12 protein-coding genes are annotated in these 14,663 nt (G+C 65.1%); 10 read left to right on the top strand and 2 right to left on the bottom strand.

What is annotated here, in order from left to right:
- Positions 1 to 114: 114 nt before the first annotated feature.
- From BDD21_RS16905 to BDD21_RS16885, 5 genes are all read left to right on the top strand, one after another.
- A complete protein-coding gene (locus tag BDD21_RS16905) occupies positions 115 to 1,008 on the top strand; it encodes an NAD(+) kinase (protein ID WP_120798139.1) in 894 nt (297 codons plus the stop codon).
- A 146-nt stretch (positions 1,009 to 1,154) separates the two neighbouring features.
- Entirely contained in the window at positions 1,155 to 2,822 is a 1,668-nt protein-coding gene (gene recN / locus BDD21_RS16900) for a DNA repair protein RecN (protein ID WP_120798138.1), read from the top strand.
- A gap of 43 nt (positions 2,823 to 2,865) precedes the next feature.
- Entirely contained in the window at positions 2,866 to 3,873 is a 1,008-nt protein-coding gene (locus tag BDD21_RS16895) for an NAD-dependent epimerase (RefSeq protein ID WP_120798137.1), read from the top strand.
- A 313-nt stretch (positions 3,874 to 4,186) separates the two neighbouring features.
- A complete protein-coding gene (locus BDD21_RS16890; protein ID WP_245969656.1) occupies positions 4,187 to 4,606 on the top strand; it encodes a CopG family transcriptional regulator in 420 nt (139 codons plus the stop codon).
- 71 nt (positions 4,607 to 4,677) lie between these two features.
- Positions 4,678 to 5,865, top strand: a complete 1,188-nt coding sequence (locus BDD21_RS16885) for an extracellular catalytic domain type 1 short-chain-length polyhydroxyalkanoate depolymerase (protein ID WP_120798135.1) — start codon at positions 4,678 to 4,680, stop codon at positions 5,863 to 5,865.
- A gap of 190 nt (positions 5,866 to 6,055) precedes the next feature.
- On the opposite strand, the gene BDD21_RS16880 is transcribed toward BDD21_RS16885, so the two are convergent.
- Positions 6,056 to 7,051 (bottom strand): recombination-associated protein RdgC, encoded by a 996-nt coding sequence (locus tag BDD21_RS16880; RefSeq protein WP_120799981.1) that lies wholly within the window; start codon positions 7,049 to 7,051, stop codon positions 6,056 to 6,058.
- Between the two features lie 149 nt (positions 7,052 to 7,200).
- On the opposite strand from BDD21_RS16880, the gene BDD21_RS16875 reads away from it, so the two are divergent.
- Positions 7,201 to 8,481 carry an HlyC/CorC family transporter gene (locus BDD21_RS16875; protein ID WP_120799980.1) on the top strand — a complete coding sequence of 427 codons (1,281 nt, stop codon included), beginning with the start codon at positions 7,201 to 7,203 and terminating at the stop codon, positions 8,479 to 8,481.
- Positions 8,482 to 8,634: 153 nt separating this feature from the next.
- Here the strand turns inward: BDD21_RS16875 and radA are convergent, their stop codons facing one another.
- Positions 8,635 to 9,996, bottom strand: a complete 1,362-nt coding sequence (gene radA / locus BDD21_RS16870) for a DNA repair protein RadA (protein ID WP_120798134.1) — start codon at positions 9,994 to 9,996, stop codon at positions 8,635 to 8,637.
- A gap of 224 nt (positions 9,997 to 10,220) precedes the next feature.
- On the opposite strand from radA, the gene BDD21_RS16865 reads away from it, so the two are divergent.
- From BDD21_RS16865 to BDD21_RS16850, 4 genes are all read left to right on the top strand, one after another.
- Positions 10,221 to 11,489, top strand: a complete 1,269-nt coding sequence (locus BDD21_RS16865; protein WP_120798133.1) for an SAM-dependent methyltransferase — start codon at positions 10,221 to 10,223, stop codon at positions 11,487 to 11,489.
- Between the two features lie 253 nt (positions 11,490 to 11,742).
- Positions 11,743 to 12,750, top strand: coding sequence for an FAD-dependent oxidoreductase (locus tag BDD21_RS16860; protein ID WP_120798132.1), 1,008 nt, complete (start codon positions 11,743 to 11,745; stop codon positions 12,748 to 12,750).
- A 68-nt stretch (positions 12,751 to 12,818) separates the two neighbouring features.
- Positions 12,819 to 13,766, top strand: coding sequence for a DUF808 domain-containing protein (locus BDD21_RS16855; protein ID WP_120798131.1), 948 nt, complete (start codon positions 12,819 to 12,821; stop codon positions 13,764 to 13,766).
- Positions 13,767 to 14,012: 246 nt separating this feature from the next.
- Positions 14,013 to 14,639, top strand: coding sequence for a histidine phosphatase family protein (locus BDD21_RS16850; RefSeq protein WP_120798130.1), 627 nt, complete (start codon positions 14,013 to 14,015; stop codon positions 14,637 to 14,639).
- The last annotated feature ends 24 nt before the right edge of the window (positions 14,640 to 14,663 follow it).

The raw sequence follows: 14,663 nt of genomic DNA, 5'->3' as shown, positions 1-14,663 counted from the left end.
GGGATTCGGGCCAAGCCTGTCAAGGCTGCTCGGCGCGCCTATTGGCGCCATCCCCCGCCCATGCTAGCTTTAGGCGTTGTAAGCGCTTCCGGATCCCAGCCTCTGACAGACCTCATGCCGCAATTCAACACCGTCGGCATCATCGCGAAACAAGGCGACCCGGAGAAGGTGGTCGGGACCTTGCTTCATCTCGTCACTTACCTGCGTTCGCGGCGCCTGCATGTGCGACTCGATGCGGAGAGCGCCCACCTGCTCGGTGCGGAGGTCGGGGCAGCGGTCCCGGTCGCGCAGCTCGGCGCCGGATGCGATCTGGTGATCGTGGTCGGCGGCGACGGGACCCTCCTTCACGCCGCGCGTATGATGGCCGCCTACGGCGTCCCTCTGGTGGGGATCAACCTGGGGCGACTCGGGTTCCTGGTCGATGTCTCGCCGCAAGACATCGAGTCCGCACTCGACCCGATCCTCGCCGGCGAATACCAATCGGACCGCCGCGCCATGTTGTCGGTGCGCGTGATCGCCGAGGACGGTCTCGAGCGCAGCTACTCGGCCCTGAACGATGTCGTCATCCACAAATGGAATACGGCCCGTATGATCGAGCTCGAGATGGACATCAACGGCGTCTTCGTCTCGGCCCAACGCTCGGATGGCTTGATTATCGCCACGCCGACCGGATCGACGGCCTATGCACTCTCGGGAGGCGGCCCGCTGGTCGACCCGGCCCTGGATGCGCTCTTGTTGGTGCCGATCTGCCCGCACGATCTGAGCAACCGGCCGCTGGTCGTCCCGGGCGATCGGCGGATCGAGGTCAGGGTGCGCGGACTCGATCAAGGCCATGTGCAGGTGACCTGCGACGGACAGGCGGACCTGCAGCTGCCCCCGCGCGCAACGATCGAGGTGGTTCGACATCCGCATTTCGCCCATCTGCTCCACCCGCGGGGCCACGATCACTACCAGATCCTGCGGGCGAAACTCGGCTGGGGCGGCCACATGCCCCCCCTCGTGACTTAGCAACGTTTCAGCAAGACGTTGAGCACCGAATCCAATCCTTGTCGTTGTCGTTGTCGTTGTCGATTACGATTGCGACAACGACAACGACAACGACCACCGTGGCAAAGGCATTCCCGTTCCCTAGGGCTGCCGTCGGACCTTTCCCGATGTTGACACACATCCTTGTCAAAGACCTGGCCATCGTCAGCTCGCTTGAGCTCGACTGCGCCTCGGGCATGACGGCGCTCACCGGCGAAACCGGCGCGGGCAAGTCGATCATGATCGACGCCTTGGGCCTTGCCCTCGGCGATAAGGCGGACGCCGCCATGATCCGCGCCGGCTGCGAGCGCGCCGAGATCGTCGCCGGGTTCGACCTGGCGGCGGTCCCCGGTGCGCGCGCTTGGCTCGCCGCGCAGGATCTCGACGAGGACGGCGACTGTCTGGTGCGCCGCCTGATCGTGCGCGACGGACGCTCGCGCGCCTATGTCAACGGCCGTCCCGCCACCGGCACCCAACTGCGCGACCTCGGCGATCTCTTGGTCGACATCCACGGCCAGCACGCCCACCAATCGCTCCTGCGAGCCAATGCCCAGCGCGATCTTTTGGACGCCTACGGGGGCCACGCGGTCCTCGCGGGATCGGTCGCCGTTGCCTTTCGCGAGTACCGTGCGCTCGACCAACAACTCGGGGCACTGGAGTCGGCGCGACAGGAACGGGCGGAGCGGCTCGATCTGCTGCGCTTTCAGGTCGAAGAGCTATCGGCATTGGGACTGAGCGCCGCGGAGATCGAGACCCTCGACCTAGAACAGCGACGCCTGAGCCACCTGGGGCGTCTGCAGGAGACCGCCGCGCGCGTCCTCGATATGCTCTCCGATGCCGAGCCGGCGATCTCGGATCAGTTACGCTCGGCCGGCTCCGATCTGGCCGATCTGGCCGCCATCGATCCGGCCTTGGTCGAGCCTCGCGACCTGCTGGAAACAGCGGCCATCCATGCCGGCGAGGCCGCTGCCAGCCTGCGCCATTATCTCGACGGTCTGGAGGTCGATCCGGCCGCCCTCGAAGCGGTCGAGACCCGCATCGCACAGCTTCACGACCTGGCGCGGAAATTCCGCGTCCTGCCGGTCGAGCTGCCGGAGGCATTGACCGCGCGCCAGGCCGAGCTGGAGACGCTCGAGCAAGCCGATCTGCGCCTCGGCGATCTGCGCGCGTCACGCGACACCGCGCTGAACGCCTTTCTCGACCAAGCGCGCGCGCTCGGTGAGGCACGGGCCGCGGCGGCAGAACGCCTGAACCGAACGGTGACGGAGGCGATGCAGCAGCTCGGCATGGCGGGCGGGCGCTTCGCCGTAGAGATCGAGGCACTGCCGCCCGAGCGCGCGGGCACGGGCGGACTGGAGCGCATCGCCTTCCTGGTCAGCGCCAACCCGGGCCAACCGCTGCAGCCGCTCGCGAAGGTCGCCTCGGGCGGTGAGCTCTCGCGCATCAGCCTCGGCATTCAGGTCGCCACCGCCGAGTGCGGAAGCGTCCCGACGCTGGTGTTCGACGAGGTCGATGTCGGAATCGGCGGCGGGATCGCCGAGATCGTCGGGCGTCTGCTGCGCCGACTCGGCGACGCGCGCCAGGTGCTCTGCGTGACCCATCTCCCCCAGGTTGCCGCCCAGGCCCATCAACAGCTTCGGGTCCGCAAGGAGACCCTCGACGGCCAGACCTACACCCGCATCGAGACACTCGATCCGGATGCGCGCGTCGACGAGATCGCCCGCATGCTCGGCGGCACCAAGATCACGGCACGTACCCGCGACCACGCCTGCGAGATGCTCGGCTGGGCCGGATGACACTCGACACGCAGGATGACGCTCAACACGACGGAGTAGACGCATGAAAGTCATGGTGACCGGCAGCGCCGGTTTTATCGGCTCGGCCCTGTCCTTACGCCTCCTCGACCGCGGCGACGAGGTGATCGGTATCGACAATCTGAACGACTACTACGATGTGGCGCTCAAGGAGGCACGCCTCGCCCGCACCCTGCCCTTCGAGGGCTTCCGCGACGAGCGCGTCGACATCGAAGACGGTGCGCGCATGCGCGAGCTCTTCGCCCTGCACCGCCCGGACCGGGTCGTGCACCTTGCAGCCCAAGCCGGCGTGCGCTACTCCATCGAAAACCCGATGGCCTACGTCAACACCAACCTGGTCGGCTTCGCGCACATCCTGGAAGGCTGTCGGGATGTCGGGGTCGAGCACCTGGTCTACGCCTCGAGCAGCTCGGTCTACGGCGCCAACACCGCCATGCCCTTCTCGATCCATCACAACGTCGATCACCCCTTGAGCCTCTATGCCGCCAGCAAGAAGGCCAACGAGCTGATGGCCCACACCTACAGCCATCTGTACCGCATCCCGACCACCGGCCTGCGATTCTTCACCGTCTACGGCCCTTGGGGACGACCCGATATGGCGCTCTTCAAATTCACCCGCGCCATCCTTGCCGGCAAGCCGATCGACGTCTTCAACTACGGCAAGCACCGTCGCGACTTCACCTTCGTCGACGACATCGTGGAAGGCGTCGTCCGCGTCCTGGATCGCGTACCGACCGGGGATTCGAGCTGGTCCGGCGCGCAGCCCGATCCCGCGACCAGTCAGGGGCCCTACCGCATCTACAACATCGGCAACAACAAGCCGGTCGAGCTGATGGACTACATCGCCTTCCTCGAAGAAGCGCTGGGTCGCAAGGCGCAGATCAACCTGCTCCCCCTGCAGCCGGGCGATGTCCCGGACACCTATGCCGACGTCACAGACCTGGTGCGCGACACGGGCTACTGCCCGGATACCCCGGTCGGCGAAGGGGTGGCGCGGTTCGTGGAGTGGTATCGAGGCTTCTACCGCCTCTAAACCGCGTCTTGAGTGACACACGTTGTTCGAGCGGGTGCTCGGGCTTACGAGGGCTAGCACGCCAGATGTGTCGAGACCGTTCGTTGTCGTTGTCGTAATCGACCATCGATACGACTAAAGACGACAACGACAACGACAACGAAAATGATCTCGGACGGTCTAGGCCGGAGTTGACGCGATTCAGTTGATTTTTTTGTGTGTTCCGGCACGACGCTCGGATGGGGGTATCGACGCCGGATTGGCTTAGGCCCGTTCTTGCAATCGCCAGCCGCACCCCAATACCATCCATACAGATGGTAAAGGGATGGTTAACATGTCAGGCGAGCTTCAAGAGACCCGTCGAAAACCGGTCGACAGCGAGAAGATCACGATCAACCTCGGTTACGTCGACCTAGGCCACGTCGATCTGTTGGTGCAGGAAGGCTTCTACTCGAACCGCACCGACTTTATCCGCACCGCGATCCGCAGCCAGCTCGATCGTCACGGCGAGGCGGTGCGTCAGTCGGTCGCCAGACACCGGCTCGACCTGGGCCTGCGCCGGTACGACCGGCAAGAGCTGGAGCGGGTGCAGGCGGCGGGCGAGACTCTCCATATCCAGGTGCTCGGCCTCGTCGTGATCGCCGAGGACGTGCCTCCCGATCTCGCACGCGAGACCATCGCCTCGATCCATGTGCTCGGCGCCTTCCAGGCCGGGTCCGCGGTGAAGGCCGCGTTGCGCGACCGCATTCGATGAGGGCGAAACCACTACGCGGCGCGGCAGAAAGGCGCACCCGCGCCCCATTTCTCGACTCGAGGACCCGACCCATGACTCATTTGGGCAAGATCGACATGGCCGAAGTCACCCGCCTGACCCGCGAAGGTCGGCTCCAGGACGCCATGGCCATGCTGCGCGGCGCGAGGGTCGATGCGCCTGCGGCGTCCGGGTCGGTACGCGACGCGGAGCCGGCGCCGTCCGAGGACACCTCGCGCGTGCTCGACATGCAGCCGCCTGCGCCGAACAACCCGGAAGTCTTGCGCGGCGTGCTCGGCCGCATGAGGCAACGGCTCGGGAGATCTCTGCCCGGTCGCAGCACCGGATTCCCGATCGACCGCGCGCCGGTCGAACTCCCGGACGGGGCGCGGTTCGAGGAACGACGCTACACCGCGTCTGCAGGCACCCTCGCCTACAAACTCTACATCCCGAGCGGCTACCGCGGACAGCCGCTGCCCCTGGTGGTGATGCTGCACGGATGCACCCAGTCTCCCGACGACTTCGCGGCCGGTACCGGCATGAACACCTTGGCCGAGCAGGAGCTGGTCCTGGTCGCCTATCCGGCGCAGTCCCTGGCGACCAGCGCCACCAAATGCTGGAGCTGGTTCAGGCCCGAGGACCAGCATCGCGGTCGCGGCGAGCCTGCGCTGATCGCCGGCATCACCCGCGAGATCATCCGCGATTACGCAGTGGACCCCGATCGCGTCTACATCGCCGGACTCTCCGCCGGCGGGGCCGCCGCAGCGATCATGGGGGCCACCTACCCGGACCTCTATGCCGCGATCGGCGTGCACTCCGGGCTGGCCTACGGGGCCGCCGACGATATGCCGTCCGCGCTCCTCGCGATGCGTCAGGGCGGAGCCTCTTCGGACACCTCGCGCCATCGGCACCACTGGCCGGACGGCAAGGCACCCTTGGTTCCGACCATCGTCTTTCACGGTGATCTCGACACCACGGTCAACCCGATCAACGCCGATCAGGTCATCGCCGGGACACCGGGCGTTGCGCGTTTACGTAAAACGCTCAGTCAGGGCGAATCGGCCGGGGGAATCCGCTACACCCGCAGCGTCTACGCCGACGATGCAGGACGGGCGCAGCTGGAGCAGTGGGTCCTGCACGGTGCCGGTCACGCTTGGTCCGGAGGCAGCGCGGACGGCTCCTATACCGAGCCGCGCGGACCCGACGCCAGCCGCGAAATGCTGCGGTTCTTCATGCAGCACGCCCGCAGCGCCGGAGCCTGAGCGCGGTTCGGATAGGGCGCTTATTTCGGCATGAGCGGGGGTTGTTGTGCCGCCTGCCGCCTGCCGCCTGCCGCCTGCCTCCTGCCATCTGCCATCTGCTCTCAGATCTGAGCAGACTCATGGCTGATAGCTGATAGCTGATAGCTGATAGCTGATCGCTAACGGCTGGAGTGCGGGGCTCGATCTCACTTCACTCGACCCAAGGCGGCGGCTCCGCACCGGAAAGCGCGACCGCCGCGGTTGCCGGTTCGGCCTGCGGCAACGGCGCCGGCGTGCCGACTGCATCCTCGTCGCCGATAAGGCCGAAGATGGCGTCCAGCCGGGCGATCAGCTCGCGCAGTTGCAGTGCGAGGATCGCAAGCTCGGCGTCCATGCGCGCTGCGGGTTCGAGATCGCCGTCGTCCAGCTCGTTGAGCAGGGCATCTCCGACGCGCAGGCGTTTCAGCGACATGTCCTCGGCCAGAACGAAATCCAGTCGCTCCTCCCAGCTCAGGGCCAGCTTCAAGACCTGCTTGCCGACACGCAGATGGGCCAGGATCTCCTCGCTGCCGAGATCCTGTCCGCGACAGCGGATCAGGCTTGCGGTGTCGCTGACATCGCGCAGCTCGCAGGCATCGCCGATCTGGAAATCGCTCGGCGCATCGCCGTTCAACAGCCAGCCGGTCATCACCTTGGGCGGCTCCATGCGCGGCGCGGGGGGGCGCGCCGGCAAGGTCTCGATGGTCTCGCGCAGCAGCGAGATCACGTCCTCGGCCTGCCGATCGCTCCCGGAGTCCACCACCAACCAACCTGCTTCGGTATCGACATACAGAAGCGTGCGACGTGAGCGGGTAAAGGCCCGCGGAAGCATCTCGGCCATGATCTGCTCGCGCAGCCGGCGCCGTTCGGCACGGCCCACATCGCGGGACTCCGCCGTCTCCAGATCGCTCACGCGCTCATCCAATGCCTCGGCGACCGCTGCCGAGGGAAGCAGCCGCTCTTGCTTGCGCGAGCAGATCAGAAAGCATCCCGAGACCGCATGCACGAGCGCGGTCGAGCCATCGCCGAGCGGCGCCGCCCAGCCCATCGTCGCGGTTTCCAGCGGACCGCAGGGCCGAAAGCGGCGCTCGTCGAGACGGGCCTCGAGGGTGTCGGCGTCCAGACCGAACGGGCGTCCCAATCGATACAGTCGTACATTCTTGAACATCATCGGCCCCGGTCAAAAAGGCCGGGATTATGACCGAGCCTCGCCGAACTGCAAGCGCCGGGTCGAGATGTCGACGCGGAAACACGAATTCGCAACGCACCCGGTATACTGTGGCGACGATCGACCCATCGCCACGCTCGGAATCCAAGGTGGATGAACTCTCGCTCCCCGGCCTGTTTTTCGCATTAGTCCTGTTGCTCATGCTTTCGGCCTTCTTCTCCGGGTCGGAGACGGCCCTGCTCACCATCAACCGCTACAAGCTCAAACACCTCGCGGACGGCGGCCACCGCGGCGCCCGCCTGGCCCGTGCACTGCTGGAACGACCCGACCGCTTGATCGGACTCATCCTGCTCGGGAACAACTTCGTCAACATCATGGCCTCGTCCTTGGCGACCATCATCGCCTTGCGTCTCGGCGGCGAGGCAGCGATCGGCATCGCCGCCGGCCTCTTGACCCTGGTGATCCTGATCTTTGCGGAGGTGACGCCCAAGACTTACGCCACGCTGCATCCCGAGCGCCTCGCCTTTCCGGCGGCCTACGTCTACAAGCCGTTGCTCAAATTGCTCTATCCGATCGTCTGGTTCGTCAATCTCTTCACCAACGGGCTGCTCCGGCTGATGGGGATCACGACGGAAGGGGCTCAGGGCACGGCGCTGAGCCGCGAGGAGCTGCGTACCGTGGTCAACGAGGCGGGTGCCATGATCCCGGAGCGCAGCCGCTCCATGCTGCTCGGCATCCTGGATCTGGAGCGCGCCACGGTCGAGGACATCATGATCCCACGCAACGAGGTGGACGGGATCGACATCCAGGACAGCGAGGACGAGATCCTGCAGGCGATCCGCAACTCCAGCTACACCCGCATGCCGCTGTTCGACGGCGGCATCGACAACGTCATCGGTGTCTTCCATGCAAAGCACGCCCTGCATGCGATGCTGGAGGAGGGTCTGGACAAGGAGCATCTGCGCGCCATCGCACGCGAGCCCTACTATGTCCCCGAAGGCACGCCGCTCTATCAACAACTGCTCAATTTCCAACGCGGGAAGCGGCGCGTCGCTCTGGTGGTCGACGAATACGGCGACTTTCTCGGACTTCTCACCCTGACCGATCTACTCGAAGAGATCGTCGGCGAGTTTACGACCGACCCGGCCGACAGCATCCCGGAGATCCATCGCGGCGAAGACGGCAGCCTCTTGATCGACGGCAGCATCGGCGTGCGTGATCTCAACCGGGCGCTGCGCTGGACGCTTCCCACCGATGGACCCCGGACACTGAACGGACTCATCCTGGAATACCTTGAGACCATCCCGGAGCCCGGCACCAGTCTCAAGCTTCACGATCATGCCATCGAGATCCTTCAAACCGCCGACAATGGGGTGAAGACCGTCAAAATCGTGACCCGCCCGGCCCGCAAGGGGCGGGCGATCGTCTAAGGTTAAAACGCAAAGAACGCAAAGGGGTTCAGTACCTTGCTTCAATGACGCTATTCACCCAAAGTGTGAACGTCGTTGGCATTGCAGTTTCTTGTTTTTCTTTGCGTCCTTTGCGCCTTTGCGTTTCCAAATGCCGGATTTAGATTTAGCCCCTCAGACCCCTTCGAGAGCCTCCGCGAGGGTCTTCACGGCCGTGATCTCCAACCCCTCCACCCCTTCCTTGGGGACATTCCCGACCGGCACGATCGCCCGACGGACACCGTGCTTGGCCGCCTCGCGCAAACGATCCGGACCATTGGGGACCGGGCGCACCTCGCCCGACAGACCGACCTCGCCGAAGACCGCGAGATCCAGCGGAAGCGGTCGGTCGCGATAGCTCGACAGCACAGCCATGACCAGCGGCAGGTCGACGGCGGTCTCGGTGATCCGCACCCCGCCGACCACGTTGACGAAGACATCCTGGTTGAACATGCCCACACCGCCATGACGATGCAGCACCGCCAGCAGCATGGACAAACGGTTGCCGTCGAGCCCCAAGGCCACCCGGCGCGGATTGGCGAGCGGGCTTTCGTCCACCAGCGCCTGCACCTCGACCAAAAGGGGTCGTGTGCCTTCGCGGGTCACCATGATCAGACTGCCCGGAACCGCCTCGTCGTGGCGTGAGAGAAAGATCGCCGAGGGGTTCTTGACCTCGCGCAGCCCGCGATCGCCCATCGCAAAGACACCGAGCTCGTGCACCGCACCGAAGCGATTCTTCACCGAGCGCACCAAGCGGAAGGCACCACCCGGCTCACCCTCGAAATAGAGCACGGTGTCGACCATGTGCTCGAGCACGCGCGGACCGGCCAGCGTTCCGTCCTTGGTCACATGGCCGACGAGGAAGACGACCGTGTCCTGCTGCTTGGCGAAGCGGACCAATTGCGCCGCCGCCTCGCGCACCTGCGAGACCGAGCCGGGGGCCGATTGCAGCGTGTCGGTGTAGAGGGTCTGGATGGAGTCGACCACCATCACCCGCGGCCGCTCTTGAGATGCAGCCGCGAGGATCGCCTCGACATTGGTCTCGGCAAGCAGACGGATGCTTTCGCCCGCCAGCCCGAGCCGGTGGGCGCGCAGGCCGATCTGCTGGGGCGACTCCTCGCCGCTGACGTAGAGCACCGGAAGGCTGCGCGCCAGCGAGGCGCTCGCCTGCAACAAGAGCGTGGACTTGCCGATCCCCGGATCCCCGCCGATCAAGACCACCGAGCCCGTCACCAGGCCGCCGCCCAGCACGCGATCCAGCTCGCCGATGCCGCTCTGGATCCGCACCCGATCTTCGGGGCTGACCTCGGCCAAGCTCTCCACGCGCGGAGACTCGGCCGCGCCTGCGTAGCCGCCGCGCACGGCGGGACGCGCGATCTCCGCGGTCTCCACCATGCTGTTCCAGGCCCCGCAGTCCGGGCACTGACCCGCCCACTTCGGCTGACGCGCACCACAGGCATTGCAGACATAGCTGCTGCGGGTCTTTCGGTTGCTCATCGGACAGGTCCGCGTCGTTCACTGAATGGGCGTCATTGTAGGCCGATTCGCCCTGGTCGATCCGGGCCCGATCCGGAGCAGGTCGGACGCGCGACGGGCCTCGCGCGGGGTCTCGACCTTGACTGAATCGATCCAGAACACTACTTTCTCAGAGGTAAAGACTTTGAATTCACTGTCCTTTAGACGTCGGCGGCAACGCCCGACGAAACGCGAGGATATGCAACATGAAGTCTGAGAAGAACCCACTGTCGAACCCAGCCGCGTCGGTCGATCGGGGCGCATGGACGGACACCGATAGCGTATGGCCGATCGAGACCTGGCTCTTCAACCGATTCATGCAGCTCATCGGGGATCCGGCCATCAGTGTCGTCTTCTGGGACGACCGGGAGCATTACCGGTGCCCCCGGGCCAACCCGGTCGCACGCATGCGCTTCGCCGACCGATCCACCTTTTGGCGACTCTTCGCGAATCCGAACTTGGAGTTCGGCGACGGCTACAGCTCCGGGCGAATCCGCATCGAGGGAGACCTGGTCGCCTTCACCGAAGCCCTCTACGAGGCCAAGATCAAGCGGACCCGGCCCGGCTTCCTCCAGCAGTTCGTCAAGCGCGGGTTCGTGCGGCCGCGACGCAACAGTCTCATGGGCTCGCGAGACAATATCCAACATCACTACGACCTGGGGAACGACTTCTATCGCCTCTGGCTCGACGAGGAGATGGCCTATACCTGCGCCTATTTCGCCGATCCGGGCGACACGCTCGAGCAGGCGCAAGCCGCGAAGCTCGACCATATCGCGCGCAAGCTGCAGCTGCGACCCGGCGAGGCGGTGGTCGAGGCCGGCTGCGGCTGGGGCGGGCTGGCACGGCACTTCGCGCGTCGTTACGGCGTGAAGGTGCGTGCCTACAACATCTCGCCGTCGCAGATCGCCTATGCGCGCGAGCGGGCGAAGGCCGAGGGGTTGGATGATCGGGTCGAGTATGTCGAGGACGACTACCGCAACATTCGAGGGACCTACGATGCCTTCGTCTCGGTCGGCATGCTCGAGCATGTCGGGGCCGAGCACTATGCGACCTTGGGCCAAGTCGTGGATCGCGTCCTCACGGACGACGGACGCGGCCTCATCCATTCCATCGGCCAGATCCGCCCCGATCCCCCCAGCGCATGGAACGAGCGGCGCATCTTCCCGGGGGCGAACCCACCGACGCTGCGCCGGATGATGGATATCTTCGAGGGTCCGGGCCTTTCGGTGGTCGACGTGGAGAACCTCCGCCTCCACTACGCCAACACAATCGAGCATTGGTTGGCCCGGTACGAGACGCATGAAACCGCGGTCCGGGAGATGTTCGACGACTTCTTCGTGCGGGCCTGGCGGCTTTATCTCGCCGCGTCCATCGCCAGCTTCCGCGCCGGTGCCTTGGAGCTCTATCAGGTTCTTTTCTCTCGCCCGGGCAAGAACGACATGGCCTGGACGCGTGCGCACCTCTACCGGGATTAAACCGCGCTTGATGCAGTCTGCGATCTTTCTGGATGGGATCAGCCTCGGCGGATTCGGCGAAAGTCGGAGTCTGCGCGGTTTAAGATTTTGAATAATAGAAACTTCTGAACCGCGCCTCCAGTCGACCCGACGGCATCTGCATCGCCAAACACAGAATGAGAATGACGCATTTCCCTCTAAACGCGGCTTAAGCGTCGACGCATCCGGCGGGCGGCAACCGACCCGACAGACAAGATCCTCGCGAGGACGGCTCATGATCAAGACGCAGGTCATCATCGTCGGAGGCGGTCCCGCGGGGGCATCCTGCGCATGGCAGCTACGCCGACGCGGCCTCGATTGCCTGATCCTGGACAAGGCGGTCTTCCCGCGGCCTAAACTGTGCGGGGGCTGGATCACGCCTGAACTCGTTGCGGATCTGGAGATGGACATCGCCGCCTATCCGCATCGCTTCCTGACCTTCGAGGTCACCCGGGCTCATCTGTTCGGAATCGGTCTGACGATGCGCTCGCCGCAGCATTCGATTCGCCGTATCGAGTTCGACGACTGGCTGCTCAAGCGCTCGGGGGCCGAGGTGGTGACCCACCAGGTCAAGCGGATCGAGCATACCGCGCACGGCTACCGCATCGACGACCGCTTCGAGTGCGATGCCCTGGTCGGCGCCGGCGGCACGGCCTGCCCGGTGTATCGTTCATTGTTTCGCGAGATCAACCCGCGCGCGCGATGGCTCCAGGTCGCCGCGCTTGAACAGGAGCTCCCGTATACCTGGAAGGACCCGGACTGCCACCTCTGGTTCTTCGAGAAGGGGCTCCCCGGCTACAGTTGGTACGTGCCCAAACAGGACGGCTATCTGAATCTCGGCGTCGGCGCCATGTCTCAGCAGCTCCAGGACAAGAACGCAAGCATTCACAGGCATTGGGAGCATCTCGTCGCCAGCCTGCGTCGCCGTCGGCTCGTCGACGACAGTGTGAAGCTCGAGCCTCAGGGTTATTCCTATTATCTGCGGGACGGCGTGCAGAGCATCCGACGGGAGAACGCCTACCTGGTCGGTGATGCCGCCGGACTCGCCACCCGCGATCTGGCCGAGGGGATCGGACCCGCGGTTCGCAGCGGCATCATCGCCGCCGATGCCATTGCCGACGACGGCGATTACAGCCTCGACTCGGTCTCGCGCTACAGCTTGAGCGCCGGTTTACCGCGCCGTGCGTTGGAATTGATGCTGGCGAAGCGCGGGGCCGCGAGTTCGGCCGTTGCATCGGTTTGAGTCCGCTCTCATCGCCACGCACGCTCGGTATAGAATCCGCACCACCTCAACCCAATCGACGACATCCCATGGCCGGGGCCAGCCTGCTGACACTGCTCGACGATATCGCAACCGTCCTCGACGATATCTCGGTGATGACCAAGGTCGCCGCGCGCAAGACCGCCGGCGTGCTCGGGGACGATCTGGCGCTGAACGCCCAGCAGGTCCTCGGGATACGCGCCGAGCGCGAGCTGCCGGTGGTTTGGGCGGTCGCCCTCGGCTCGCTCAAGAACAAGCTGATCCTGATTCCGACCGCGCTCCTTATCAGCGCCGTCGCGCCTTGGGCCATTACGCCGCTCCTGATGCTCGGCGGGGCCTTTCTCTGTTACGAGGGTTTCGAGAAACTGGCCCACTCAGTTCTGCATGCCGAGAAAAAGGGTGAACGTCATGCGGAGCTGACACGCACCCTTCTCGACCCGAATGTCGACATGGCGACCTTCGAAAACGACAGGATTCGGGGTGCGATCCGCACCGACTTCGTCCTCTCGGCCGAGATCATCGTCATCACACTCGGGATCGTCGCCGGCGCCTCCTTCGGCGTGCAGGTCGCGGTCTTGGGTGGCGTGGGTCTCCTGATGACCGTCGGCGTCTACGGACTGGTCGCGGGCATCGTCAAGATGGACGACGCCGGTTTCTATCTGCAGCAACGCACGGGCGAGGATCTCGGCGCCCGATTCGCGCGACGCCTCGGCGCACTGCTGCTCGCTGCCGCACCGCGCCTGATGCGCCTCCTTGCGGTCGTCGGGACTGCCGCCATGTTCCTGGTCGGAGGCGGGATCCTGGTCCACGGGCTTCCGGGGACGCACGATATCCTCCATCTCCTGACCCATGGCGCCGCCGCGGTTCCAACGATTGGACCGATCCTGGAAGCCCTGACCGAGCCGCTGTTCAACGCGCTGATCGGCGTGATCGCGGGCGCGATCATCCTCGGTGTCGTCACCTCAGGCTCTCGCGTCGCGAGCGTATTCCGAGCCTAAACCGCGTCCGGAGCGACATGCGTCGTTTTCATGTTGCGTTTAGCTTCGGAGATGTCCTCGACCCCGGTGAGACGCGGTTTAGAATTGAATATTGTTCAAGACTTTAAACGGCGCCAGCTCCGACAGTCGTCGGGGCTGGCGCGGTCAAGCCATTCCAACACATTGACGCATACCGCACCGGGCGCGGTCGACAATGAACCCTCGACCGAAAAACAAAGACCCGACGAACACACAGAGGATCGGTCGATGCGTCCGACACCCCCGGTAAAATCATGGCTCGTCGGATGCCGCAATCTCTGCCTCCGCTGTGCGGTCATCTGGGCGATCCTGGCCACGGCAACGACCGCTGCGCAGGATGTCGAGAACGCGGATCTCGCCGCACGGATGCAAAACGGCGGTGCGGTTCTGCTCCTACGCCACGCCTACGCACCGGGAACGGGCGATCCGGAGGGATTTCGTTTGGACGACTGCGCGACCCAACGCAACCTCAACGACGCCGGGCGCGAGCAGGCGCGATCCATCGGGGCTTGGCTGCGGGCGCGCGGGGTCGAGCATGCGCGGTTCTACTCAAGCGAATGGTGCCGCTGTTTGGAGACCGCCGAGCTGCTGGGGCTCGGGCCGGTCACGCCGCTGCCGGCACTCAACTCCTTCTACGAGCGCCGAGGGGATCGCGGGCCGAACCTGGCCGCACTCGAGGCGTTCCTCAAAGGCCAACCTCCAAACGGCGAGCCCATCGTGCTGGTCACGCATCAGGTGACGGTCACGGCGCTCACCGGCATCTATCCCGCCTCGGGAGAAGCGGTCTTGATGCGGCTTTCGGATCAGGACAGGGGCACGCTCGAGCCGGTCGGGAGGATGGACTTCGGTCCCTGAACAAGACCGAACCGGGCGCAGCAG

The sequence above is a fragment of the Thiocapsa rosea genome (assembly GCF_003634315.1).
In the GTDB taxonomy this organism is placed as follows: Bacteria; Pseudomonadota; Gammaproteobacteria; order Chromatiales; family Chromatiaceae; genus Thiocapsa; species Thiocapsa rosea.
Note: the sequence above shows the minus strand (reverse complement) of the source record. Positions and strands in the feature narration are given on the sequence as shown.

Bases quoted from the DNA above. Each gene is read 5' to 3' on its own strand.
- BDD21_RS16905 (WP_120798139.1), top strand. From the start codon at position 115: ATGCCGCAATTCAACACCGTCGGCATCATCGCGAAACAAGGCGACCCG.
- recN (WP_120798138.1), top strand. From the start codon at position 1,155: ATGTTGACACACATCCTTGTCAAAGACCTGGCCATCGTCAGCTCGCTT.
- BDD21_RS16895 (WP_120798137.1), top strand. From the start codon at position 2,866: ATGAAAGTCATGGTGACCGGCAGCGCCGGTTTTATCGGCTCGGCCCTG.
- BDD21_RS16890 (WP_245969656.1), top strand. From the start codon at position 4,187: ATGTCAGGCGAGCTTCAAGAGACCCGTCGAAAACCGGTCGACAGCGAG.
- BDD21_RS16885 (WP_120798135.1), top strand. From the start codon at position 4,678: ATGACTCATTTGGGCAAGATCGACATGGCCGAAGTCACCCGCCTGACC.
- BDD21_RS16880 (WP_120799981.1), bottom strand. From the start codon at position 7,051: ATGTTCAAGAATGTACGACTGTATCGATTGGGACGCCCGTTCGGTCTG.
- radA (WP_120798134.1), bottom strand. From the start codon at position 9,996: ATGAGCAACCGAAAGACCCGCAGCAGCTATGTCTGCAATGCCTGTGGT.
- BDD21_RS16865 (WP_120798133.1), top strand. From the start codon at position 10,221: ATGAAGTCTGAGAAGAACCCACTGTCGAACCCAGCCGCGTCGGTCGAT.
- BDD21_RS16860 (WP_120798132.1), top strand. From the start codon at position 11,743: ATGATCAAGACGCAGGTCATCATCGTCGGAGGCGGTCCCGCGGGGGCA.
- BDD21_RS16855 (WP_120798131.1), top strand. From the start codon at position 12,819: ATGGCCGGGGCCAGCCTGCTGACACTGCTCGACGATATCGCAACCGTC.
- BDD21_RS16850 (WP_120798130.1), top strand. From the start codon at position 14,013: ATGCGTCCGACACCCCCGGTAAAATCATGGCTCGTCGGATGCCGCAAT.